Origin of the sequence: Bradyrhizobium manausense, assembly GCF_001440035.1 — a bacterium.
GTDB lineage: Bacteria > Pseudomonadota > Alphaproteobacteria > Rhizobiales > Xanthobacteraceae > Bradyrhizobium > Bradyrhizobium manausense.
Genome location: NZ_LJYG01000004.1, coordinates 34,782 through 57,537, shown reverse-complemented (window position 1 = coordinate 57,537; position 22,756 = coordinate 34,782). Strand labels below are relative to the sequence as shown.

The 22,756-nt window shown below is 65.8% G+C and carries 21 protein-coding genes and 1 tRNA gene; 11 read left to right on the top strand and 11 right to left on the bottom strand.

Translation table 11 applies throughout. The annotated features are described in order from the left end of the window. Both AOQ71_RS46835 and acs read right to left on the bottom strand, forming a co-directional pair. The coding region (locus tag AOQ71_RS46835; RefSeq protein ID WP_245316597.1) for a L,D-transpeptidase at positions 1-269 on the bottom strand (269 nt) is incomplete at its 3' end. Positions 270-625: 356 nt separating this feature from the next. Further along, positions 626-2,572, bottom strand: coding sequence for an acetate--CoA ligase (gene acs / locus AOQ71_RS00835; protein WP_057740635.1), 1,947 nt, complete (start codon positions 2,570-2,572; stop codon positions 626-628). A 415-nt stretch (positions 2,573-2,987) separates the two neighbouring features. On the opposite strand from acs, the gene AOQ71_RS00830 reads away from it, so the two are divergent. Next, a complete protein-coding gene (locus AOQ71_RS00830) occupies positions 2,988-4,157 on the top strand; it encodes a DNA topoisomerase IB (RefSeq protein ID WP_057740634.1) in 1,170 nt (389 codons plus the stop codon). 104 nt (positions 4,158-4,261) lie between these two features. On the opposite strand, the gene AOQ71_RS00825 is transcribed toward AOQ71_RS00830, so the two are convergent. Continuing rightward, positions 4,262-4,717: an SRPBCC family protein gene (locus tag AOQ71_RS00825; RefSeq protein WP_057740633.1), complete on the bottom strand. Its 456-nt coding sequence runs from the start codon at positions 4,715-4,717 to the stop codon at positions 4,262-4,264. Positions 4,718-4,818: 101 nt separating this feature from the next. Between AOQ71_RS00825 and AOQ71_RS00820 the strand changes: the two genes are divergently transcribed. Continuing rightward, complete coding sequence (locus tag AOQ71_RS00820; protein ID WP_057740855.1) at positions 4,819-5,919, top strand: adenylate/guanylate cyclase domain-containing protein; 1,101 nt, start codon at positions 4,819-4,821, stop codon at positions 5,917-5,919. A 91-nt stretch (positions 5,920-6,010) separates the two neighbouring features. On the opposite strand, the gene AOQ71_RS00815 is transcribed toward AOQ71_RS00820, so the two are convergent. The 6 genes from AOQ71_RS00815 to tsaD form a co-directional block, all read right to left on the bottom strand. After that, entirely contained in the window at positions 6,011-6,961 is a 951-nt protein-coding gene (locus AOQ71_RS00815; RefSeq protein WP_057740632.1) for a tetratricopeptide repeat protein, read from the bottom strand. A gap of 2 nt (positions 6,962-6,963) precedes the next feature. Further along, positions 6,964-8,088, bottom strand: coding sequence for an AAA family ATPase (locus tag AOQ71_RS00810; protein WP_245316595.1), 1,125 nt, complete (start codon positions 8,086-8,088; stop codon positions 6,964-6,966). Positions 8,089-8,139: 51 nt separating this feature from the next. Further along, the gene (locus AOQ71_RS00805; protein WP_057740630.1) at positions 8,140-8,706 is read right to left on the bottom strand and encodes a hypothetical protein; all 567 of its coding nucleotides are present in this window, start codon (positions 8,704-8,706) and stop codon (positions 8,140-8,142) included. Positions 8,707-8,837: 131 nt separating this feature from the next. Further along, a complete protein-coding gene (locus AOQ71_RS00800; protein WP_057740629.1) occupies positions 8,838-9,251 on the bottom strand; it encodes an EVE domain-containing protein in 414 nt (137 codons plus the stop codon). A gap of 2 nt (positions 9,252-9,253) precedes the next feature. After that, entirely contained in the window at positions 9,254-10,234 is a 981-nt protein-coding gene (locus AOQ71_RS00795) for an NAD(P)H-dependent glycerol-3-phosphate dehydrogenase (protein ID WP_057740628.1), read from the bottom strand. Positions 10,235-10,236: 2 nt separating this feature from the next. Continuing rightward, positions 10,237-11,310 (bottom strand): tRNA (adenosine(37)-N6)-threonylcarbamoyltransferase complex transferase subunit TsaD, encoded by a 1,074-nt coding sequence (tsaD, locus tag AOQ71_RS00790; RefSeq protein ID WP_057740626.1) that lies wholly within the window; start codon positions 11,308-11,310, stop codon positions 10,237-10,239. A gap of 150 nt (positions 11,311-11,460) precedes the next feature. Here tsaD and AOQ71_RS00785 point away from each other — a divergent pair, with 150 nt between their 5' ends. From AOQ71_RS00785 to AOQ71_RS00765, 5 genes are all read left to right on the top strand, one after another. Beyond that, positions 11,461-12,222 carry a uroporphyrinogen-III synthase gene (locus AOQ71_RS00785; protein ID WP_057740624.1) on the top strand — a complete coding sequence of 254 codons (762 nt, stop codon included), beginning with the start codon at positions 11,461-11,463 and terminating at the stop codon, positions 12,220-12,222. 66 nt (positions 12,223-12,288) lie between these two features. After that, positions 12,289-13,557, top strand: a complete 1,269-nt coding sequence (locus tag AOQ71_RS00780) for a COG4223 family protein (RefSeq protein ID WP_057740622.1) — start codon at positions 12,289-12,291, stop codon at positions 13,555-13,557. A gap of 35 nt (positions 13,558-13,592) precedes the next feature. Continuing rightward, complete coding sequence (locus AOQ71_RS00775) at positions 13,593-15,362, top strand: heme biosynthesis protein HemY (RefSeq protein ID WP_057740853.1); 1,770 nt, start codon at positions 13,593-13,595, stop codon at positions 15,360-15,362. Positions 15,363-15,462: 100 nt separating this feature from the next. Continuing rightward, a tRNA-Thr gene (locus AOQ71_RS00770) sits at positions 15,463-15,538 on the top strand. Between the two features lie 124 nt (positions 15,539-15,662). After that, positions 15,663-16,040, top strand: coding sequence for a hypothetical protein (locus AOQ71_RS00765; protein ID WP_057740620.1), 378 nt, complete (start codon positions 15,663-15,665; stop codon positions 16,038-16,040). 72 nt (positions 16,041-16,112) lie between these two features. Here the strand turns inward: AOQ71_RS00765 and AOQ71_RS00760 are convergent, their stop codons facing one another. Beyond that, on the bottom strand, positions 16,113-17,177 hold the full coding sequence (locus AOQ71_RS00760; RefSeq protein WP_057740618.1) for a polysaccharide deacetylase family protein: 1,065 nt from the start codon (positions 17,175-17,177) through the stop codon (positions 16,113-16,115). Positions 17,178-17,430: 253 nt separating this feature from the next. On the opposite strand from AOQ71_RS00760, the gene AOQ71_RS00755 reads away from it, so the two are divergent. After that, a complete protein-coding gene (locus AOQ71_RS00755) occupies positions 17,431-17,736 on the top strand; it encodes a hypothetical protein (RefSeq protein WP_057740616.1) in 306 nt (101 codons plus the stop codon). 164 nt (positions 17,737-17,900) lie between these two features. Further along, positions 17,901-18,116, top strand: coding sequence for a hypothetical protein (locus AOQ71_RS00750; RefSeq protein WP_057740614.1), 216 nt, complete (start codon positions 17,901-17,903; stop codon positions 18,114-18,116). Between the two features lie 14 nt (positions 18,117-18,130). Here AOQ71_RS00750 and AOQ71_RS00745 read toward each other — a convergent pair whose 3' ends face one another. Then, positions 18,131-19,825: an MFS transporter gene (locus AOQ71_RS00745; protein ID WP_057740611.1), complete on the bottom strand. Its 1,695-nt coding sequence runs from the start codon at positions 19,823-19,825 to the stop codon at positions 18,131-18,133. A gap of 155 nt (positions 19,826-19,980) precedes the next feature. Here AOQ71_RS00745 and AOQ71_RS00740 point away from each other — a divergent pair, with 155 nt between their 5' ends. Together AOQ71_RS00740 and AOQ71_RS00735 are read left to right on the top strand one after the other, a co-directional pair. Beyond that, on the top strand, positions 19,981-21,351 hold the full coding sequence (locus tag AOQ71_RS00740; protein WP_057740610.1) for a hydrolase: 1,371 nt from the start codon (positions 19,981-19,983) through the stop codon (positions 21,349-21,351). Positions 21,352-21,385: 34 nt separating this feature from the next. After that, a complete protein-coding gene (locus AOQ71_RS00735; protein WP_057740607.1) occupies positions 21,386-22,753 on the top strand; it encodes a cytochrome P450 in 1,368 nt (455 codons plus the stop codon). The last annotated feature ends 3 nt before the right edge of the window (positions 22,754-22,756 follow it).

Below are 22,756 nucleotides of genomic sequence, written 5' to 3'. Positions count from 1 at the left end.
GCCCAGGCCGGGTTGCGATACTTGCCGTCGATGCGGGTGGTGCCGGCCCATTGCTTGCCTGATTTACCGACGCCGACGGGATATCGCACGGCGTGGCCGTCATCGAGGATCAGATAGAGCCGGCGTTCGTTGGTTTTGACCACGATGGTGCCGGGCGAATAGTTTTCCAGGTGGGTTCCAACGATCTCCGGCCGCGCCTCGGCCGCCGTCGACATCAAGGCCGCTGCCCCGATGGTGGCAGCCAGCGCCAATACAATCTTCATCGACATCGATTTTCCCCTCAGCCCGAAAAGGATCGTCCAAATTCACGCAGAACCGGCAATTGCCCGCCTGCCCAGACATTCTTAACCGCGCTTGTTAATCGGACGGTTTCCACGCGCGGCCGCCAGGGGCGAGCCAGGACGGGAAAGAAAGGAAATGTTCGAAATAAAGTAAATGACCTGAAAACAACACTCGGCCGGAAAGATGCGGGTGAGGGCGCCCGCGCGCTGACAAGCGCGTGAGGGTGCGACAGGCAGTCATTCCGGGGCGATGCGAAGCATCGAACTATGGTGCGCAATTGCGCACCTGAGAATCTCGAGATTCCGGGTCGCGCTGTCGCGCGCCCGGAATGACGGTGCCTGGCCTACGCCGACTTCTTGTTCTGCCGGTTCTTGACGAGATCGTCGACCACGGCGGGATCGGCCAAGGTCGAGGTGTCCCCCAGGCTGCCTGGCTCGTCCTCGGCGATCTTGCGCAGGATGCGGCGCATAATCTTGCCGGAGCGGGTTTTTGGCAGGCTAGGGGCGAACTGGATCTGGTCGGGCGATGCAATCGGTCCGATCTCCTTGCGCACCCAGGTGACGAGTTCCTTGCGCAGATCCTCGGTCGGCTCGATGCCGGCCATCAGCGTCACATAGGCGTAGATGCCCTGGCCCTTGATGTCGTGAGGGAAGCCGACGACGGCGGCTTCCGACACCTTCTCATGCGCCACCAGCGCGCTTTCGACCTCGGCGGTGCCCATGCGGTGGCCGGAGACGTTGATGACGTCGTCGACGCGGCCGGTGATCCAGTAATAGCCGTCGGCGTCTCGGCGGCAGCCGTCGCCGGTGAAGTACTTGCCCTTGTAGGTCGAGAAATAAGTCTGCTCGAAACGCGCATGATCGCCGTAGACGGTGCGCATCTGGCCCGGCCAGGAGCGCGTCAGGCAGAGATTGCCTGTTGTCTCACCCTCCAGCACCTTGCCGTCGGCGTCGACGATTTCGGGCGCGACGCCGAAGAACGGTTGCGTGGCTGACCCCGGCTTCAGCTTGGTCGCGCCCGGCAACGGTGTGATCAGGATGCCGCCGGTCTCGGTCTGCCACCAGGTGTCGACGATCGGGCAGCGGTCCTCGCCGACGACGCGGTGATACCATTCCCAGGCTTCCGGATTGATGGGCTCGCCGACCGAGCCGAGCAGGCGCAGCGAGGCGCGTGATGTCTTCTTCACCGGCTCGTCGCCCGACTGCATCAAGGCGCGGATCGCGGTCGGCGCGGTGTAGAAGATGTTGACCTTGTGCTTGTCGATGACGTTCCAGAAACGGGAATTGTCCGGGTAATTCGGCACGCCTTCGAACATCAGCGTGGTCGCGCCATTGGCGAGCGGTCCGTAGAGAATGTAGCTGTGGCCGGTGACCCAGCCGACGTCGGCGGTGCACCAGTAGATGTCGCCGTCGTGATAGTCGAACACGTATTGATGCGTCATCGAGGCGAACACGAGATAGCCGCCCGAGGTGTGCAGCACGCCCTTGGGCTGGCCGGTCGAGCCCGACGTGTAGAGGATGAACAGCGGATCCTCGGCATGCATATGCTCGACCGGGCATTCCGTCGTCACCATCTTGGCGGCGTCGTGATACCAGAGATCGCGCGACGGATTCATCTCGACCTGACCGCCGGTGCGCTTGACCACGACGACCCAGTCGACGCCATCGGCCTTGGCGAGCGCCGCGTCGACATTGGCCTTCAGCGGCACCTTCTTGCCGCCGCGCAGGCCTTCATCCGCGGTGATGATGACCTTGGACTGGCAGTCGTTGATGCGTTGCGCGAGGCTGTCGGGCGAGAAGCCGGCGAACACCACCGAATGGATCGCGCCGATCCGCGCGCAGGCCAGCATCGCGTAGGCCGCTTCCGGAATCATTGGCAGATAGATGGTGACGCGATCGCCCTTCTTGACGTTGCGGGTGCGCAGGATGTTGGCCATCCGGCACACCTCGTCGTGCAGCTGCCTGTAGGTGATATGCTTCGATTGCGAGGGATCGTCGCCTTCCCAGATGATCGCGGTCTGGTTGCCGCGCTTGGCGAGATGGCGGTCGATGCAATTATAGGCGACGTTGAGGATGCCGTCCTCGAACCATTTGATCGAGATGTTGCCGGGCGCGAAGGAGACGTTCTCGATTCTGGTCGGCGCGTGCATCCAGTCGATGCGCTTGGCCTGCTCGGCCCAGAAGCCGTTCGGGTCCGCGATCGAGCGGGCGTACATGTCCTTGTACTTGGCCTGGTCGACCCAGGCGCGCTTGGCCCATTCCGCGGGGACGTCGTAGATCTTCTCGGACATGCTTCCCTCCACATACGGCAAGCCGAGCACAGCTGACTGGCGAGCCGACTTCATCATCGTTTAGCGATTATGCGTCGGGCTAACCGCCCCCGACAAGGATCACAAGCTGGACCTTCGGTGAGCGGCGGGCCATGCGGAAGATCAAGCGGGACAGGCCTGATGTCGCAAATCTGAAACAGGCTGGAGCGCGGCTTTCGGGCTCTTTACCCAAATCGCCGAAAAAGGGGCCGCGCAGGGCGCCCATGCGTCGCACGAGGTATTTAGAAACCTCTTTTCACTGATTCGGGACTCGCAATGCCGTTCGGAACACCCTAAGTGGCTAACCCGGGTCCCAAGAGACCCTCCGGCTCAGGCTTGGAACAAAAATCAGAACAGCGGCATTGAACGGCAGCACACAGGGCCAAGGCGTAACACTATGATGGATCAGCAGAATCTCGGGACGATGCGGCCTGCCTCGGCCGATCCTGCTGCCATTGCGCTGGCCAAAGCCCTGGGACAGTGGCCGAAACCATCGGGTTCCACCCGTCCCAGCCCCAAGAAAGTGTTCGATTCGGCCTCCCCGGCGACGGTTGAGGCCCTTGCCAAGGAGCTGGGCCTGCGGCTCGGCGACCAGAACGAGCTGACCATCCGCCGCATCAAGCGCGGCAAAGGCTATGCCTTCGTTCGCCCCAACGGCGCCCATATCCGCGACGCCCGCACCATTCGCCGGCTGCACGCCATGGCGGTACCGCCGGCCTATCGCGAGGTGCGCTACTCCGCCGATCCGAGCTCGCATCTTCAGGCGGTGGGTCGCGATGCCGCCGGCCGGCTGCAATATCGCTATCACGCCGACTGGGAGAAGGTCCGCGAGCACCGCAAGGCGCATCGCCTGGAAAAGCTGGTCGGTGCCCTGCCCAAGATCCGGCGCAAGGTGTCGGCGTTCCTGTCGGGCGACGAGCCGACGCGCGAGTTTGCACTTTCCGCGGTGATCGAGCTGATCGCGCGCACCGCGATCCGTCCTGGCAATGAATCCTATGCCCGTCTCAACGGCACTCGCGGCGCCACCACGCTGCTGAAGTCCAACGTGACGCTGGAGGACGATTGCTTCGTGCTGACCTTCAAGGCGAAGGGCGGCAAGGCGGTGCGCAAGGAGTGCGATGCGGCCAAGCTGGTGCGCGCCATCGGCATTTTGCAGGGCGTCCCCGGCAAGCGCATGTTCCAGTATCGCGATGCCCAAGGCATCGTGCGCGCGGTCAGCACCACGCAGGTGAACGCGTTCCTGCGCGAGATCGCCGGCATCAAGATTTCGCTGAAGGATTTCCGCACGCTGATGGCCTCCGCCGTCGTCGTGGAATCGCTGTCGCGGATCACGCCGGCGACCAGCCAGCGCGGCCGTAAAAAGCAGGTGCTGAACGCGATCCGCGCCGCCGCCGACAAGCTCTCCAACACCCCGGCGATCTGCCGCAAGAGCTACGTCCACGACACCATCGTCACCGCGTTTGAAGAGGGCATCCTCGAGCGCTTCGCTGCGACCATGAAGGGCCAGCGCTCGCAAGCAAGGCGCGAGCAGCTCTTGGCGCAGGTGGTGGCGACCGCAGCCGTCTAATGCCGTGCTGCAGGGTGGGCACAGCGAAGCGTGCCCACGAATTGCTGGTGGTGAAAGGTGGCGGGCGCGGCGCGAAGAGCGCGCCTTTGCCCACCCTACAAGATCTACATATTGTCTGAGACGCCTTTGTCCGGACCGGGATCGCGGCCGGCGGCGACGCTGGTGAGCCGCTCCAGATAATGCGCCCAGCCCTTGGCGTGCGCGGCCACCTGTTCCTCGGTCGGCAGCCCGCTATGCGTCATGCGCAGCAACGTGCCGCCATCGCGCTCGATCAGGTCGATCTCGATCAGGCTCGAGCCGGGCGGCACTTCCTGACCGCCCTCCCAGCCGAACGTGTAGGCGAGACGATGCACCGGCACGACCTCGCGGAAGGCGCCGCGGGCGACGCTGGCACGCGGGCCAATGCCCTTGAGCAGGTAAAGCCCGCCGGGATGCGGCTCGGTGGTCGCATCGGAGCCCATCCAGCTCAGGATTTTCTCGGGATCGGTCAAATAGGCGAAGACGGTGGCGCGCGCGGCGGCGATCTGGGTCTCGCGTCGCAAGACGAACGGCTCGGTCATCGGCGATCATCCCTGAGGTGATACTGGCACATGGCGGCGCCAAAGCAGCCCGTCAAGGATTGCCCGTGACAAAGGCGGTCCTCCTTCGCCATCATCGGGTCATGCAGCTCTCCCCGACCCTCGCATGGCTTGTCGATTTCGCTTCCGAGTGTCCCGGCGCCGATCGCCTGCTTGCGGAACTCGGCGCGCATCTGCTCGCCGATGGCGTGCCGCTTGCGGCAGGCGCCCTGACGCTGGAGGTGCCGCATCCTCTGATCGCGAAGCGGACATGGCTGTGGCGGGCGGACAATGGCCGGGTGATCGAGGCCCTCGGCTTTGCGCCGGGCGGGCTCGCGCCCGATTTGCCTGACGATGCCGGCCGCCGCTGGCTGCGCGGCATCGCTGATGGCGAGGTGCACGAAGATGTTGTCGGGCGTGATGGGCCGTTGCTCGGCTGGATCGGGCCGCGTCCGTTCACATCAGACGACACCGAGCAGCTGCGCCAGGCCGCACGCTTTGCCGCAACGCCGCTCGCGGCGCTCGCAGCGCGCGCCACGTTGCGGGCGACGCTGGAAGCCTATCTCGGCAAGCGCAGCGCCGAGCGGGTGCTGGCGGCACCCCTGCGGCGCGACCTCGGCGAGACCATCCAGGCCGCGCTGCTCTATGCCGATCTGCGCGGCTTCACCACCTTGTCGGAAACCAGTCCGCCCGTTGAAATCGTCGCCGCGCTTGATGCCTGGTTCGATCGCATTGCCGGTGCCGTCCATGCCTTCGGCGGCGAGGTGCTGAAATTCATCGGTGACGGCGTGCTGGCGATCTTTCCGGTGGTCGAGGCGTCGCCACGCAGAGCCTGCGAGGCCGCTCTGCGCGCCGCAGGCGCCGCCGAGGCCGGGATGGCGTATCTCAACGCCGAGCGCGGCGCGCAAGGTCTGCCGCCGCTTGCGTTCGGCGCTGCCCTTCATCTCGGCGAGATGCTCTGGGGCAATATCGGTGCCGCCAATCGGCTGGACTTCACGGCGATCGGCCCCGCCGTGAATCTCGCCAGTCGACTCGAGGGCCTGTGCAAGCCGCTCGGCCGGACCGTGCTGGTGTCGGGCGCGCTCGCGGCCGAGACGGACATGCCCCTGATTGCGCTCGGCCTGCACAAGCTGCGCGGCATTGCCTCGCCCTGCGAGGTCCTCGCGCTGCCGGAAGAGCAGTCTTCGACGTCGCGGCCTGCATGAGCGCAGCCAACCGCCGCCCATCCTGCAAACCAGCCTTCCATGCCTCGGCTTGCGCGAACTGCGTCTGGCGCAGGTGCGGCGACCACGGTGGTCAGGTCGGGGGCGGTTCGGCAGGACGGCTCTTCGCAGGAGCATCATCCTTTACTTGTTCGCGAAGACGGTCGCGTTCCGACCTGGCGAAATCGCTGTCGGGCGCCAGCGTGACCGCGGCGTCCAGTGCCGTCAGGGCCTCGCGCGGCCGTCCCGTGGTTTCGAAGATCGCGGCACGCGCCAGCAGACCGCGCGGATCCTTCGGCGCGCGCTTGCTGAACTCGTCGAAGTCGCCCAAGGCGGCGTCATAGCTTTCCTGACCCTGCAGGGCCTCGCCGCGCGCCAGATAATAGTCGGCATTGTTGGGCAGCCGCCTGATCGCTTCGTTCAGATCGGCGACCGCCTTCGCGTAGTCTTTCAGCCGTAAATAGGCGAAACCGCGGTAATAGTAAGCGACGGCTGCAATTGCCCAGGGCGTGCTCTGGCTGGCCGTCTTGTTGAGGTCCTGGAGAGCGGTGTCGTAATCTCCGCGCGTCATGTAGATCCAGGCGCGGTCGTTGAGGGCTGCCGGATAGTCGGGCTGTATCTTCAGCGCGGCGTTGAAATCTGCCATCGCGCTATCGGGGTCCCTGTCGCGTCGCATAAATCCTCGTTGCGTATAGACAGATGCCAGCCTCGAGCCGGATATCTTGCCGCCCTCGATCAGCTTGGTGCAAACCGCCTCCGAGCCGACGGTGCTGTTGGCAAAGCAGCTGAGGACCTCGAGGTCCAGCGCATTGGCCGTGGTCGTCTTGATGGGGGTTGCGGTCGATGTAGCCGCCTTCTGCACGATCGGCTTGGCCCAGCTCCCGGTGTTGCCCCAAGCGTCGCCGTTGACCGGCTTGCTGAGGAGAATCCAGCCCGCGATCAGCACGGCCATCGCGGCGGGCCATGCGTACCACGACCACCGATACCAGGGATCGATGTTCCACAATGCTCCGTGGAAGGCGACGATACGCACTGCGGGCGTCATGATCAGCTGTCCCGGATGGCCGATTGAATATCACTGAGCTCGAACTCGGCGACGCTCGCATTGGGATCTCGCGACGTGCGCAGGGCATGCGCCTCGCGGGTCTTTTCCAGCAAGGTCCGCATTGAGCGCGCATTGCCCCATTGCGGATCATCGCGTTGCGATTCGATCCATGGCGCCAGCGCGGCCTCGAAGCCGATCGGCAGCAGATATTGCTGCTCGGAAGCCATGGCACGGAAGATTTCGCAAAGCTCAACTGCGTCGTAGGCCGGGAAGTCGATCGTCTTTGTGAAGCGGCTGGCAAGCCCTGGATTGCTGGCGATGAAGCGGTGCATCTCGGCGGGATAGCCGGCGACGATCACGACCAGGCGATCGCGATGGTCTTCCATGTATTTCAGCAGTGCCTCGATGGCCTCGCGACCGAAATCGCCCTTCCACTCCGCAGCGCTCAGGCTGTAGGCCTCGTCGATGAACAGGACGCCGTCGAGCGCGGTGCGGCAGACGTCGAGCGTCTTCGGCGCGGTCTGACCGACATAGCTCGCGACGAGCTGGCTGCGGTCGGCTTCGATCAAATGGCCTTTCCGCAGCACGCCGAGGGAGCGATAGATGTCGCCGATAGCACGTGCCACCACGGTCTTGCCGACTCCCGGAGGTCCGGTGAACACCATGTGCCGGCTCGTTGCGAACACCGGCAAGCCCTGCTCGCGCCGCCGATGCTCGACCTCCAGGCTCGCGAGCAGCTTGTTGATCTCTGTTTTGACCGAGGCGAGCCCGACCATCATGTCGAGGTCGTCGAGTGCATCGTCCGCGGTGCGCGTCACCATCCGGGTCTCGCCGGTCCCGGGATCGGTGGTCAGCCTGCGGCCATAGGTATAGCCGCTTCCGATCGGGACGAAGCCCGATGCCGTGGGGTCGGCCCCGAGACGAGAGGCGATGTAGCCGACGCTGGTCGCAGCGACGGTCGTCAGCGCGATGCCGACGAATCGCAGCGCCGTCATCTCCGAGAACAGCGACCCGATCCAGCCGAAAAAGCCGATCTGCGGATTGAACAGCAAGGCGCTAACCCCTGCCGTCACCACGCCGATCAGGATAAAGGCGAGGATGAAGCGCGCGTTCAGAAAATTCTGCATTCAAGTCTCACTTGGAAAAGGTCACTTGCAACACTCACTTGCGCGCAAATCTCACTTGCAGGGAGGACGCGCAGGCCATCGCACCGTGACGGTGGTGGAGCCCGTGGCCGGCTCCATCCGTGCCGTTGGATAAAGCGATACGAGCAAGCCCTTGGCGTTGCCCTCTGCGGTCAGCGGGTCCAGCCCGCCGCTGTCAGGTAGTGGGTTTGGCAGAGCAATTCTCTGCGGCTGGTCGGTGACGTGGAACGAAGGCGATCGATATTTGCTGGTGCGAAACGTGACGGTCCCTCCGGCAGGATTGCCGGGAGTCGACACCGTGATGAACGCGACGGGATAGCGGCACTGCCGGCTGTCGGATTGCGCGATCCGCTGGTTATCCGGCGTCAGGGTCGGGATGGCATCGGCAATTTGCTCCTGGGGCACCAGCGCGATGATCGGCGCGTCGGGCTCCGCGCGCATTGTCAGAAACCATCCGATGAAGGCTCCCAGGATGGCGACGCCGGCCAGCAGCATCGCCGAAATCGATGAGGCATCTTTTCCAGGACGGAATGGAAAGGCCCCCAGGCCATCGGTGGACCCTGGCGATTGCTCGCCGCCGTCCCTTTCCTGCATCGCCATGACGCGAGAAGACCCGTTGAACGTCCATTCCTGTGCCGAATCTAGGAACTCTGTCGGCAGATATCAATGGTTGTAACGGCGCCCTCCCACTATCACAAACTTGTCACAGGTCGGCCTTCAATTGGGGCGAATTATACCCCGCCCATCTTGCAGACGAGCTTCCACTCCTCCGCGGTCACCGGCTGCACCGAGAGGCGCGAATATTTCACCAGCGCCATGTCTGCGAGTTTCTTCTCGGCCTTGATCGCGGCCATCGTCACCGGCGTCTTCAGCGGCTTGTCGGCCTTGATGTCGACGCAGACGAATTTTTCGGTCTTGTCGGTCGGATCGGGGTAGGCCTCCTTGATGACCTCAGCGATGCCGACGATCTCCTTGCCTTCGTTGGAATGATAGAAGAACGCCTTGTCGCCCTTCTTCATGTTCACGAGGTTCTGGCGCGCAGTAAAGTTGCGCACGCCGGTCCAGGCTTCGCCCTTGGCGCCTTTCGCGACCTGCTGGTCCCAGGACCACACCGACGGTTCGGATTTCACCAGCCAGTACGCCATGCTTATTCCTCTGCCTTGAAGGGTCGGGTCAAGAGCCCTGATATCGCTGCGTCGATCGTGCTTCGGCCGCCCAGGATCGACGCGACCGCTTCCGATACCGGCATCTCGATGCCCTGCGAAGCTGCAAGTTCGATCAGGACCGGTGCGGTGAACTCGCCCTCGGCCAGCTTGCCGGCGGGTGGCTGCTCACCTCGGCCCAGCGCGAGCCCGAGCGCGAAATTGCGTGATTGCGGGCTCGCGCAGGTCAGGATCAAATCGCCAAGACCGGACAGGCCGGTGAGCGTTTCGCTGCGCGCGCCGAGAGCGCGGCCGAGGCGCGTCAGCTCGGCGAAGCCGCGGGTCGTGAGCGCAGCCTGCGCGGACGCGCCGAGCTTGCGCCCGACCGCAATCCCGACCGCAATCGCCAGCACGTTCTTGGCCGCGCCGCCGATCTCGACGCCGCGGATGTCGGTGGAATGATAGGGACGGAATGTCGGTGAGCCCAGCGCCTGCACCAGGCTGCTTGCGAGCGCATCGTCCCTGGCCGCGAGCGTCACGGCCGTCGGCAAGCCGCGCGCGACGTCGTCGGCAAAGCTCGGGCCGGACAGGATCGCAGGCTGCGCATGGGGCGCGGCTTCCGCGATCACGTCGGTCATGAATTTATGGGTGCCGTGCTCGATGCCCTTGGCGCAGGCGATGATCGGCACAGGTTTTGTGAGATACGAGGCCAGCATGTTGACCGCGCCGCGCAGATGCTGCGCCGGCGTCGCGATCAGCAGCATCTCCGCGCGCGATGCCGCCGCAAGATCGCTTGTCACCACGATGTCTGGTGCCAGCCGCACGCCCGGCAGCCGCGGATTGTCGCGGCTCGATTGGATGCGCGCGGCATGCTCGGCGTTGCGCGCCCACAGCGTCACGTTCCGTCCGGCCCGCGCGGCCATTGTCGCCAGCGCCGTGCCCCAGGCCCCGGCACCGATCACCGCGACGGAGCGGAATGCGGTCATGGCTAGTATCCCGCCCGCGTCTTGCCGTAGCCATCAGGCGCCGTGGCGTTGGCGTCGAGCAGCCAGCGCGCGCGCGGCTGGGCTTCCATCGTGTCGGTGATGCCGAGGGCAAGGCGCTCGGCGCCCGCCCAGGCGATCATCGCGCCATTGTCGGTGCAGAGCGCCGGCGGCGGCATGATCAGCTGCGTCCCCGCTTGCCGTGCGACATCATCAAGCGCGCCCCGGATCGCCTGATTGGCGGCGACACCGCCGGCGGCGACCAGGGCGCGCGGCGCGCCGAACCGCTCCCGGAACAGTTTCAGGCCAACGCTCAAGCGGTCGGCCGTTGAGTCCAGCACTGCAGCCTGGAAACTGGCGCAGAGATCGCTGATGTCCTGCGGCGTGATTTCAGTGAGCCGGCTCGCTTCGGTACGCACCGCCGTCTTCAATCCCGACAGCGAGAAATTGGCATCGGGACGATGCTGCATCGGCCTTGGAAACGCAAAGCGCGTGGCATCGCCATTCGCGGCCGCGCGCTCGACCTCGGGGCCGCCGGGATAGGGCAGGCCCAGCATCTTTGCGACCTTGTCGAAAGCCTCGCCGATGGCGTCATCCACGGTGGTGCCGAGCCGCACGTATTGACCGACGCCGGTGACCGCGACGATCTGGGTGTGGCCGCCGGAGGCGAGAAACAGGCAATACGGAAATTCGATGCCGTCGGTGAGACGAGGCGTCAGCGCGTGCGCCTCGAGATGATTGACCGCGACCAGCGGCGTGTCATGGACCATCGCGATTGCCTTCGCGGTGGTGAGCCCGACGATGACGCCGCCGATCAGGCCCGGCCCTGCAGCGGCCGCGACACCGTCGAGCTGGGGGAAGCCGATCCCGGCATCGCTCATGGCGCGATCGATGATGCCGTCGAGCAGGTCGACATGGGCGCGCGCAGCGATCTCCGGCACGACGCCGCCGAAGCGGGCATGCTCCTCGACTTGCGATCGCACGACATTGGACAGAATCCTGCCGCTGCCGTCGGGCGCGCGCTCGATCACGGCCGCCGCGGTCTCATCGCAGGTGGTCTCGATGCCCAGTACCAGCATTGGCGAATTGTTATCCAATTTGCGCCCTTGCGCTCATCCGTAAAGCAGAGTTCTGCTAACGCGGTAGCATTCCGGGGTTGGCTTAGGCAATCGTCACGCGCCGCCATCCCGCGCGAATGCTCCACCGCCACGTGTTTCGGGAACAGCGCGATGTCCATTCTTGTCACACGGCCGCATCCCGACAACGCGGCAACGGCGGAAAATCTGCGCGCGCGTGGACATGTGGTGCTGCTCGCGCCGGTGCTCAAGTTCGAGCCGGTCGCTTTCCATGACGAGAGCGAGGCCGGTTACGGCGCCATCATCGTCACATCGGCCAATGCAATCCGCGCCGTCGCGCCGCAATTGCAAGATCCTGGCCTAAAGAACCTTGGCCTCGTGGGCTTGCCGCTGTTCGCGGTCGGCGAGCACACGGCTTCCGTGGCGCGCGAATTCGGCTTTACGGACGTGGTCGTCGCCGGCGGCGATGCCGCATCCTTGCGCGACAGGGTGATGCAGGCTGTGCGTGACAAGCGCGTCAGCAAGAAAAGCACGCTGCTCTATCTTGCGGGGGCGGATCTGTCGCGGGATCTCGGCGGCGAGCTCGGCGCCGAGGGGTTTAGCGTGATCACGCAGACGACCTATCGCATGGCCCCGGTCAAGATTCTGCCGCGCGAGGTCTGCAAAGGCTTCGCCGCCCATGGCATCGAGGCGGTGCTGCATTACTCCAGGCGCAGCGCGCGGGCCTTCCTGGACGCGGCCCGGGACGAGGGTGTCGAAATCTCGGCACTGGCAGTCCCGCAATGCTGCCTGTCCGAGACGGTCGCAAGCGTGCTGCGCGATGCCGGTGCATCGCAGGTCCTGGTCGCCGCGACCCCGGACGAAAATGCCCTGTTCGACGCCTTGGAGCGTGCTTTGCGGACCCGTTTGGCGTAAGAGGACGGGCCGAATCCGACGCAATCGGGCTCGTCTCTGGTAATGCAAGTGTGAGGAACCGTCACGATGGCCGACGACAAGCCTGAAGACGCAGGCAAGCCTGAAGACGCCGGAATGCCCCCTGAGTCCGGCCGTGCCAAGCGCATCCCACCGACCATCGACCTCGAGGCGACCGAAGTCACCACCCAGCCCCAGGACGCGGTGGTCGAGCCGGAGGCCGGGCCGTCGGCCGAGCAGGCCAATGCCGGGCAGGCCAGTGCCGAGGACGCCGAGGTCGAAACCGCCAAGGCCGAAACCGCCAAGGCCGAAACCGCCAAGGCGGAGCCGGAGCGCGATGAGGCTCAGGCCGCCGCTGCGCCTACAGCCATTTCACCCTGGGTCATCGCGCCATTTTCAGGCGCCGTTGCAGCTGCGGTTGTGATTGCGGTCGGCTGGATGCTGGGCTGGCCCACGGTGCAGGCGCCGCCGGCCGCGCCACAGGTGACGAGTGCAGCCGTCGATGCGCTGAGCGGGCGTGTCGCCGCAGTCGAAGCCAAAGCGGGCAAGCCCGCCGCCGATCCGGCTGTTGTCGCGCGGCTCGATGCGCTGGAGAAATCCGTCGGCACCTTGCGCGGCGATATCGCCAATCTGCGCGCGCAGTCCGACAAGACGGCGAGCGCATTGAACGATGCCAGATCCACGCCGCCCGACACCGTGGCTTCGTCCAGCCTCGCCGCCCTCGACGCGCGTATCTCCCAGCTCGAGCGCGCCAGCACGACCGCCCGCGCCGAGCTCGCGCAGCAGGGCGAAAAGATCGCCGACGCGAAAGCGATGGACGACAGGCCGTTGCGCCATGTGGTTGCCGCCACGCTACTCGACGTCGCCGTTCGCCATAACGATCCCTATGAGGCACAGCTCGCCGCCGCCCGTTCGTTTGCAGCGAAGCCCGAGGTCTTGAAACCGCTCGATGCGTTCGCCGCATCAGGCATTCCGACGCCGGTTGCCCTGACCCGCGAGCTCCTCAACATCGTTCCGAAACTGTCGCCGCCGCCGGAAGCGCCGAGCAGCAATGCCGGCATCGTCGAGCGGCTTCAGGCCGGGGCATCGAAGCTTGTCCGCATCGAGCGCACCGACGGGGCGGGCAACGACCGCGGCGCCGTCGTCGCGCGGGTCACGGCGGCGGCGCTGCGCAATGATTTCGCCGAGGCGCGCCGCGAACTGAAGGCGCTGCCCGAAGCTGATCGCGCGCCGGCGCAGGCCTGGCTCGACAAGGCCGATGCCCGCGACGCCGCGCTCGCGGCCTCCCGCAAATTCGCCGACGACGCTCTGGCTGGTCTCACCAAGCCTGCTCAATAAGACTCGCGCAACACTCCGCGCGTATGGGGATCACCATGCTTCGCATCGTCCTCTTCCTCGTTCTGATTGCGCTTGCAGGCGCCGGCGCGGCCTGGGTCGCCGATCAGCCCGGCAATGTGGTGCTGACCTGGGGCGGCTGGCGCGCTTCGCCGAGCATCCCGGTGTTCGTGCTCTGCCTCGGTATCTTCGCGGTGCTGGTGGTGTTGCTGTGGACCATCCTGACCGTCATCTGGAGAATGCCGGGACGGGTGCGCCGACGCCGACGCGAGAAGCGTCATGCGCGGGGGCGCCACGCCATCACCCACGGTCTGCTCGCGATCGGTCATGGCGATACCGCGCTCGCCCGGCGTCATGCTGACGCGGCGCGGCGGCACACGCCGGACGATCCGCTCGCGCTGCTCCTGCACGCGCAATCGGCCCAGCTCGACGGCAATCGCGACGAGGCCCAGCGCGCCTTCCGCGCCATGGCCGAGCGTGAGGATACGCGGCTGCTCGGCCTGCGCGGCCTGTTCATCGAGGCGCAGCGCGCCGACGATGCGGTCGGTGCCGTGATGATCGCGGAGGAAGCGCTCAAGCTGTCACCATCATCGACCTGGGCCTCGCATGCCGTGCTCGGCTTCCGCTGCGCGCGCGGCGACTGGGGCGGCGCGCTCGCGATCCTCGATTCGAATTTGTCCGCCGGGCTGATCGACAAGCAAGCCTACCGCCGCCAGCGCGGCGTGCTGCTCACGGCGCGCGCGCTGGAACTGGAGACCATGGACCGCGACGTCGCGCGCGAGAGCGTGATGGAGGCGGTCAAGCTCGCGCCGACGCTGGTGCCGGCCGCGGTGCTTGCCGCGAAATTCGAGAGCGAGGCGCATCAGGTGCGCCGCGCCATGAAGCTGGTCGAGGCCGCCTGGCTTGCCAATCCGCATCCCGATCTCGCCGATGCCTACGCGCATGTGAAGCTCGGCGATTCCGCGCGGCAGCGCCTGCAGCGGGTCGAGACGCTCGCGGCCAAGACGCCCGCCGACAAGCCCGGCCATGTCGAGGGCCAGCTCGCGATCGCGCGCGCCGCGATCGACGCCTCCGAATTCGCCCGTGCGCGCGAGGTGTTGTCGCCTTATGTCAACAATCCGACCCAGCGCGTGGCGCTGCTGATGGCTGAGCTCGAGCGCGCCGAACACGGCGACAGCGGCCGTGCCCGCGTCTGGACCTTGCGCGCGGTCCGCGCCCGTCACGACCCGGCCTGGACCGCGGACGGCTATGTCAGCGACCGCTGGCGTCCGGTCTCCCCCGTCACCGGCCGCCTCGACGCCTTCCAGTGGCAGACGCCGGTGGCGAGCCTGCCCTCGGACAAGGGGACGACGATCGAATCCTCGGCCTTCGAGGAAGCCATGCTTGCCGCCCCGCCACCGAAGCGGGTGACGATGGCCAATGAGGCGCCTACGGAACCGGTCGTGATCGCGTCGGCGTCGGCTGCAGCCCCCGAGCCGGCCGCACAGGACAACGCGCCGCCGGTGGCCAAGGAAACCGCCAAGGAAGAGCCGGCGGAGGTGCCTCCCGAGCCGGTCAAGCCGGCCCCTGAAGCCGCCGAATCATCGCCGGTGGCGGAGACCCCGGTGTTCCGCACCCGCGCCGACCTCGGCAAGCCGGCACAGGGGCCGATCCAGACGGTGATTCCGATCGTCCGTGCGCCTGACGATCCCGGCATCGATGACGATGGTCCGAGCGATGAATTTACGGAACAAATCGGCACGCCCAGGGACCATGCGAAGGCCCAGGCCGGCGGCTGGCGCGGATTCTGGTCCCGCTGGGGCGCTTGAGCCGCATTTCGCCTACCGCTTGTCCTTGCCAATTCGGGCCATGCCCGATATCAGGAGCGCGCGTATCGGGGCCGGCTTTGTTCAGGCTCCGGCAGGGTTCGCCGCAATAGCTCAGTCGGTAGAGCACGTCATTCGTAATGACGGGGTCGGGGGTTCGAATCCCTCTTGCGGCACCAGCCTTCGCAGGCTGCGCCTGCTTCGGCTCGGCAAGCCGCTGCCTGCGCTTGCGTGATTTATTTCACATAAGCTCGCGCGTCTCTTCCCTAGTGTCCGCCTCACGCAAACACGGGGAGATTTCACATGCGCAAGATCATTCTGGTTGCCGCCATGGTTCTGGTCTCTGCATCGGCCCAGGCCGGCGGCTCACGCAGCCTCTCGCTGGCCGCGGCCAACGACCAGGCTCCGGCACCGCAAGCCACAGTGGCGCCGACCGCCACCGCCACGCAGGTGAGCGAAGCCGCTCCGGCGGCTGCGGCTCCTGCTTATGTCGATCGTCCGCCAGCGGTTACGACCACCGCGCCAGCCGCGACCCCATCAGCGACCGCACCGGTGTCAGCGCCTGCTGCGGCTCAGCCTGCGCCCAAGACGACGGCGAAGGCGGACAAGCCCAGGCATCACAGGACCTGGACCGAAGGCCGGATCATCAGCGAACTGCATCGCCACGGCATCTACTGGTGAGGCCGCTCTTCTTCCAAAACAAAATGGCCGGGCTGAGCCCGGCCATCGCATTCTTGTCGAACCGCAAAACGCCTAGCGCTGCGAGACCGTCTGCACCACGCTCGAGACTGGACGCCCGTTCGTCGCACTCGACGCCGGCACCTTCAACTCCCTGAGCACCGCTTCATCATACTCGGGCAGCGAGTCGAATGTCGTCTTCGCCTTGATCTGCACCACCTTGTAGCCGCCGGCCTTGAGGCGCGCGAGCAGCGTCGGCAGCGCTTCGCCGGTGCGCTTCTGGAAGTCGTGCATCAGGATGATGCCCTTGCCGAGCTTGTCGAGCTTGGTCATCACGTTGCTGACGATCTTGTCCGGCGTGCTCTCCTTGCGGAAGTCGAAGGAGTCGAGGTCGGTCGAGAAGATCCCGAGGTTGCGGCTGCCGAGATAGCTCACGAGCGCCGGGCTCTGCGACAGTTGCGGGAAGCGGAAGAACGGCGACGGATTGGTGCCGAGCGCCCATTTCACGGCACTGAAGCCCTTCTCGATCTCGTCCTTGGCCTGCTGCTCCGTCATCTTCTTGCCGGCGAGGTTGACATGCGACCAGGTGTGCGCGCCGACCGTATGGCCCTGCGCGAGCACCTGGCGCAGGATTTCCGGATGGTAGGTCGCATGCTTGCCGACCGAGAAGAACAGGCCCTTGGTGCACTCATCCGCGAGTGCCTTGAGCACCGCCGGGGTGTTGACCGGCCACGGACCGTCGTCGAAGGTCAGCACGACCTCCTTGTCGGTGAGGAAATCGAACTGCTTGTACTGCTCGAAGCCGAAGCCCGGACCGCCGGTCGTGTCGATCTCGACCACACGCGAGACGCCAAGGGCATTCGGATTGCTGCAGTTCGCCGGCTGAACCGGTGCCACTGCGGGCGCGGGTGCGGAGCTGGCTGCCGCAGCGGGAGCGGCCGGCTTGCCCGCGATCGTCGCGGTGGTCTCGACGTCATCCTTGGCGGCGAGCTTGGCCTGCGCCGGCAGAGCATCGGCGGCACGGGCGGCTGTTGTCTTGGGGGCGCCCTGGTCGGCGCGGGCGGAATAAAAATACCAACCTCCGGCGATCACGATCGCCGCAACCACACTGGCCAGCATCAGGCCCAACGCATTACGCATCGCTACTCTTTCCAATCACGCAACCAAACCAGCGGAATTTCCCGCGTCGCAAGCCATTAATGCGAAGGAACAGTTAACGTGACACCAACGCGGCAGCGGTTCTGGAGGAATTTCAGGTGGGTGCGCCAAAGTGACCGAAGTCACAGAGGCGCGCTCGCCCGTGACCGTCATCACAGTGGAAACTGTTTTGCTGGAGCATCGTAGTTCCCATCAACAACGGGCCCCGCTGCGGCGGTGCCAATGGGAGCTGCAAATGACCAAGTCGTTCACTGCCAAATTCACTGCCAAGATCCGCGACACCAGCCTGGCCCTGGGCTTTGCCGCCATCGTCTCGATCGTCTCGACGACCTCGAGCTTCGCCTTCACCGCCGAGGCCCAGCAGATGTGCACCGGCGACGCCTTCCGCCTGTGCTCGTCAGAGATCCCCAACATTCCGAAGATCACCGCGTGCATGATCAAGCATCGCTCGGACTTAAGCGCCGGCTGCCGCGCGGTGATGGACAAGGACCTCGCCAAGGGCGCGTCACGCAAGGTTGCTGACGCTCAGGACGGCCAGTAAGGGCCCGAGCCGTTCGGTCGCTTCGAGCTCCCCTCGCGATGCGCTTCGGCTCAACGCCGGAGCCATCCCGCCGTGTCAGCCTGTCTGGCAACAAAGCCGTTGCGGGTGCGGCATCACCGCTCTAGCTTCGCCCGCATAGCTTTCCGGGTACGAGGCATTATGCGATGAGCCGACTTTTTTTCATTGTCCCTTTGATCCTGTGCGCCTCAGGCGCCCTCGCGCAGCAGCAGCCCGGCCATGATGCCTGCGCGCGCGACGTCACGCGTCATTGCCGCGCCGTGATGAGCAACGGCGATAGCGCCGTGCTCGCCTGCCTGAAGGAGCATCGCGCGCGCCTCAGCAAGGCCTGCGACAAGGTGCTGACCGAACACGGGCAGTGACCATTTTACCGTAGCTAGCGACTGATGCTGCTCCCCGCCGCAGTCGCCACCACCGGCAGCACCTCGGCGCTCGCGCGATCCGGCGTCTCTTCCTTCCAGCGTACCGAGCCGAACGGCCGCTCCAGCATGCGGCGGATCCGCACCGGATCGGGGCCGATGTGGAAATCGATCGCCTGCTGATGCAGCGCACGTTCGGACTGGGTCGAACGGTTGCGCTGGCGCAAGTAGTCGAACCAGGTCGGGCAGTGATAGCGCTCGGTCCACAATTCCGGATCGGCAATGTCGCGCGCGATCGACCAGCCATAGGCGCCGTTGCGCTGCCGGGAGAGCTGCACGTCCTGCATCACATTGTGGAAGGCGCGCGCATTCTCCTGGGCGACGCGATATTCGATCTCGACCACCAGCGGTCCGCTGCGCCCCGTCAGCGGCAGCTTGACTTCAGGATCGGCCAGCACCTCGGCATCCTCGTTGCGGGCGCCGACGCGCGGCATTGCAAGCCAGATCCCCAGCAGCGGTGAGATCAGCATCAGGCCGGCGGCCGTGAGCAGCGCGACCTCGACGCCGGCGTAGTCGGTGAGATGGCCCCAGCCCCAGGCGCCGATCGCAATCCCGCCGGAAATCGAGGCCTGGAACGCGGCGAGCGATCGACCGGCGACCCAGCGCGGCGCGGAGAGCTGCACGCCGATGTTGAACAGCGCCACCGCCGCCATCCAGACCGCGCCGGCCAGCACCAGCGCGGCCGCGGTCAGCACCGGCTCGGTGCTCAGGGCGATCGCGGCCATCGCAAACGCCATTGAGATGGTGCAGGCGCGGATCGCAGCTTCGCCGCTCATGCGCTTGCGCAGCTCGTGGATGTTCAGTGCGCCGACCACCGCGCCCATGCCGAACGCACCCAGCATGATGCCGTAGGTCTGCGCACCACCATGCAGCAAGTCGCGGGCGACCAGCGGCATCAGCGCCATGATCGCGCCGCCGATCAGGCCCATCACCAGCGTGCGCAACAGCACGATCTTGATCGGCGGCGAGTTGGTGATGTAGCGGAAGCCCGAGACCATGGCGCGGTTGAGCTTCTCCCGCGGCAGGCGCGAGGGCTCGACCACGCGCCGCCAGAGCAGCAGCACCACCAGCAACGGCAGATAGAGGATCGCGTTGCAGGCGAATGCCGCGACCGCGCCGGCGGCGGCAACGATGACGCCGCCGACCGCGGGGCCGAAGCTGCGCGCGATGTTGTAGCTGATGCCGTTCAGCGCCACTGCCGACGGCAGTGCGTCCGGCGGCACCTGCTCGCTGACCGAGGACTGCCAGGCCGGACCGAACAGCGCATTGCCGCTGCCGACCACGAAGCAGAAGGCGAGCAGCGATTCCGGGGCGATGAGCTTGAGCCCGGCCAGGATCGTGAGGGCCGACGCGCCGGTCAGGGCGATCATGAGGGCCACCAGCGTCACGATGCGGCGGTCGTACATGTCGGCGATGGCGCCGGCCGGCATCGAGATCAGCATGATCGGCAGCATCAGGGCGGTCTGCACCAGCGCCACCTTGTCGGCGGAGGCCGCCATCTGCGTCATTGCCCAGGCCGCACCCACGCCCTGGATCAGGAGGCCGAGATTGGAGAGCAGGCTGGCGAGCCAGATGCGCCGGAACACGGTGTACCGCAGCGGCGCGGTGATGCCGTCGGCGGAACGTCTCTGACGGTTCGTCTGCTCGGTCATATACCCTTCCAAGAGGTATGGCAGGAATGGCCTGAATAATTCCGGCAGACCCAGTGATGCCCGCGAAAGTCCTTCGCTGTCCAGTGGTTGGGCCGCTATAAGCAGTGCAAAGATATAAGCGGTGCAAAGATATGGGTTTTACCGGGGAGGATGGAATGAAGCTGTCACGACGGACAATCCTGCAAGGCGCAGCCAGCCTGCCTTTCGCGGTTGCGAGCTTGCGGATGGAGGCGCTGGCGCAGACATCGTTGACGGCCAGCAGTTCCGAGGTGCCGCCGATCCTGTTCGTCCATGGCAATGGCGATTACGACGCCCTCTGGATCACGACGCTGTGGCGGATGGAATCCAACGGCATCGCGCGCGACCGTATGATGGCCATCAATTTCACCAATCCCAGGGCGCGTGACGACGATGCGGTCGAGCAGCCCAACCGGTCCTCGACCGAAGAGCAGCGCCGCGAGCTTGCCGCGGCCATCGCTGAACTGAAACGTCGTACCGGCGCGGCGCGCGTGGCGCTGGTCGGCAATTCGCGCGGCGGCAACTCGATCCGCAACGTCATCAAGAATGGCGGCGCCGGCGATGTCAGCCACGCGGTGCTGTGCGGCACGCCCAATCATGGCGTGTTTGCGCTCGACGCTTTGCTCGGCAGCGAGTTCAACGGACGCGGGGCCTTCCTGCGCGGTCTGAACGAAGGCGAGAGCGAGGTGACGCCTGATGTCGCCTTCCTTACCCTGCGCAGCGACGGCATGGACAAATATGCGCAGCCCGACGGCCGCTTCATGGGCAAGCCGGGCGTGCCGACCAATGTCACCGCCGAAGGGCCGGAGTTGAAGGGCGCGACCAATCTCGTGCTCGGCGCGATCGATCATCGCGAGACGGCGTATCATCCGCGGGCGTTCCGCGAGATCTACAAATTCATCGCCGGTCGCGAGCCCGCGCGCATCGCGATCACGCCGGAGCGGACGGTCCATATCGGTGGACTGGTCACGGGCGCCGCGGATGGCGCGCCGACCAATCGCCCCGTGGCCGGCGCAACTGTCGAGATCTACCATGTCGACCGCGAGAGCGGGGAGCTCAAAGGCGAATTGGTTTACCGCTTGACCACGGGCGCCGATGGACGCTGGGGGCCGGCCGAGGTCGATCCCGCCTCGCCGCTCGAGATCGTCCTGACCTCGCCGGACGCCCCGATCACGCACTTCTACCGCTCGCCCTTCCCGCGTTCCTCCGATGTCGTGCATCTGCGCGCCGCGCGGCCCTTCCTTCCGCAAGAGAAGGATGCCGGCGCGGTCGTGATCATGTCGCGCCCGCGCGGTTATTTCGGGCTGCCGCGCGATACCGTTCTGCTCGATGGCCGCGAGCCCGCGGACGTCACGCCGGGCGTGCCTACGGATGCGACAGCAACCCTGCGCCTTCCGGCCAGCGAGGTCGGGCGTAACATCGTGGCCCAGTTCAACGAAGAACGAATTGTGGCGCGCGCCTGGCCGGCCTCCGAGAACAGGATTGCGGTTGCGGAGCTGACTTACTAGCTATTTGCTTGCGTCAGGTCTGCGGGAGGGAGCCATGAACATCGCCAGCATGCGCCGGCCTATCATCCCGCCGACGCCACCGCGTGCGCCCGACAACATGTCGTTCTTCGGCCGTATCGCGGTGATCAAGCGGAACATGATCGCGACCTGGGGGCAGCGCGCCTATGAGGAAGAGGTCATCCAGGGCCGCTTCTTCCTGCACAAGAGCTTCATCCTGAACCAGCCGGATGCGATCCGGCACGTCCTGCTCAGCAACTACCAGAATTACACGCGGACGCCGGCGGGCATCCGCATGCTGCGTCCGGTGCTCGGCGAGGGTCTCCTGCTCGCCGAGGGCCACGCCTGGACATTTCAACGGCGCACCCTGTCGCCGGCGTTCACGCCCCGCGCTACCGCCAATCTCGTCCCGCACATGACGGCGGTGCTCGACGAGACCATTGCCAAGCTCGAGACCCGAACCAACGAGCCGGTCGATCTGCGCGAGATCATGCAGCGCATGACGCTCGAGATTGCCGGACGCACGATGTTCTCGTTCGGGATGGACCAGCACGGTCCGACCCTGCGCAACTTCGTCATGGAATATGGCGAGCGGCTCGGGCGGGCCCATTTCCTCGACATGGCGCTACCGGTGTCGTGGCCGACCCCGATGGACCGGGCCCGCGCCCGCTTCCGCAAGCGCTGGACCCAATTTGTCGCGATGCTGATCGCCGAACGGCGTGCGGTGGGAAAGAAGCACGGCGCGCCTCCGCGCGATCTGTTCGATCTCATGGACGAGGCGCGCGACCCCGAGACGGGCAAGGGCTTTTCCGACGAGCAGCTCGTTGACGAGGTCGCGACCATGATCCTGGCGGGCCATGAGACCACCGCGACCGCACTGTTCTGGGCGCTCTATCTGCTGGCGCTCGACCCCGACACGCAGGAAGAGGTCGCTTCCGAGACGCGCGGCGAGCATCTCGACAGCATGGTCGATATCGACCGGCAGAAATTCACCCGCGCGGTGATCGACGAGACCATGCGGCTCTATCCGCCGGCCTTCCTTGTTGCGCGCGCCGCGCGCGGCAAGGACATCGTGGCCGGAGCCGAGGTCAACAAGGGGGACATCATCATGATCGCCCCCTGGCTGCTGCACCGGCACGAGAAGCTATGGGATCAGCCCAACGCGTTCATCCCGAAACGCTTCATGTCGAAGGAGCCGCCCGATCGCTTCGCCTATCTGCCGTTCGGTGCCGGCCCGCGCGTCTGCATCGGTGCGCCGTTCGCGCAAGCCGAATCCGTGCTGGCGCTGGCACGACTGATCGGCGCGTTCCGCGTCGAACTGGTGGACGCAGCGCCGGTCATTCCGTTTGGCGTCGTCACGACCCAGCCGGACCACTCACCCATGTTCCGCATCACGCGGCGGTGATAG

What these genes read in the sequence shown, in the direction of transcription:
- AOQ71_RS00745 (WP_057740611.1), bottom strand. Translation starts at nt 19,825, where the DNA reads ATGACCGAGCAGACGAACCGTCAGAGACGTTCCGCCGACGGCATCACC.
- AOQ71_RS00740 (WP_057740610.1), top strand. Translation starts at nt 19,981, where the DNA reads ATGAAGCTGTCACGACGGACAATCCTGCAAGGCGCAGCCAGCCTGCCT.
- AOQ71_RS00815 (WP_057740632.1), bottom strand. Translation starts at nt 6,961, where the DNA reads ATGACGCCCGCAGTGCGTATCGTCGCCTTCCACGGAGCATTGTGGAAC.
- AOQ71_RS00805 (WP_057740630.1), bottom strand. Translation starts at nt 8,706, where the DNA reads ATGGCGATGCAGGAAAGGGACGGCGGCGAGCAATCGCCAGGGTCCACC.
- AOQ71_RS00830 (WP_057740634.1), top strand. Translation starts at nt 2,988, where the DNA reads ATGATGGATCAGCAGAATCTCGGGACGATGCGGCCTGCCTCGGCCGAT.
- AOQ71_RS00780 (WP_057740622.1), top strand. Translation starts at nt 12,289, where the DNA reads ATGGCCGACGACAAGCCTGAAGACGCAGGCAAGCCTGAAGACGCCGGA.
- AOQ71_RS00765 (WP_057740620.1), top strand. Translation starts at nt 15,663, where the DNA reads ATGCGCAAGATCATTCTGGTTGCCGCCATGGTTCTGGTCTCTGCATCG.
- AOQ71_RS00795 (WP_057740628.1), bottom strand. Translation starts at nt 10,234, where the DNA reads ATGACCGCATTCCGCTCCGTCGCGGTGATCGGTGCCGGGGCCTGGGGC.
- AOQ71_RS00825 (WP_057740633.1), bottom strand. Translation starts at nt 4,717, where the DNA reads ATGACCGAGCCGTTCGTCTTGCGACGCGAGACCCAGATCGCCGCCGCG.
- acs (WP_057740635.1), bottom strand. Translation starts at nt 2,572, where the DNA reads ATGTCCGAGAAGATCTACGACGTCCCCGCGGAATGGGCCAAGCGCGCC.
- AOQ71_RS00775 (WP_057740853.1), top strand. Translation starts at nt 13,593, where the DNA reads ATGCTTCGCATCGTCCTCTTCCTCGTTCTGATTGCGCTTGCAGGCGCC.
- AOQ71_RS00735 (WP_057740607.1), top strand. Translation starts at nt 21,386, where the DNA reads ATGAACATCGCCAGCATGCGCCGGCCTATCATCCCGCCGACGCCACCG.
- AOQ71_RS00810 (WP_245316595.1), bottom strand. Translation starts at nt 8,088, where the DNA reads ATGCAGAATTTTCTGAACGCGCGCTTCATCCTCGCCTTTATCCTGATC.
- AOQ71_RS00755 (WP_057740616.1), top strand. Translation starts at nt 17,431, where the DNA reads ATGACCAAGTCGTTCACTGCCAAATTCACTGCCAAGATCCGCGACACC.
- AOQ71_RS00820 (WP_057740855.1), top strand. Translation starts at nt 4,819, where the DNA reads ATGCAGCTCTCCCCGACCCTCGCATGGCTTGTCGATTTCGCTTCCGAG.
- AOQ71_RS00785 (WP_057740624.1), top strand. Translation starts at nt 11,461, where the DNA reads ATGTCCATTCTTGTCACACGGCCGCATCCCGACAACGCGGCAACGGCG.
- AOQ71_RS00750 (WP_057740614.1), top strand. Translation starts at nt 17,901, where the DNA reads ATGAGCCGACTTTTTTTCATTGTCCCTTTGATCCTGTGCGCCTCAGGC.
- AOQ71_RS00760 (WP_057740618.1), bottom strand. Translation starts at nt 17,177, where the DNA reads ATGCGTAATGCGTTGGGCCTGATGCTGGCCAGTGTGGTTGCGGCGATC.
- AOQ71_RS00800 (WP_057740629.1), bottom strand. Translation starts at nt 9,251, where the DNA reads ATGGCGTACTGGCTGGTGAAATCCGAACCGTCGGTGTGGTCCTGGGAC.
- tsaD (WP_057740626.1), bottom strand. Translation starts at nt 11,310, where the DNA reads ATGCTGGTACTGGGCATCGAGACCACCTGCGATGAGACCGCGGCGGCC.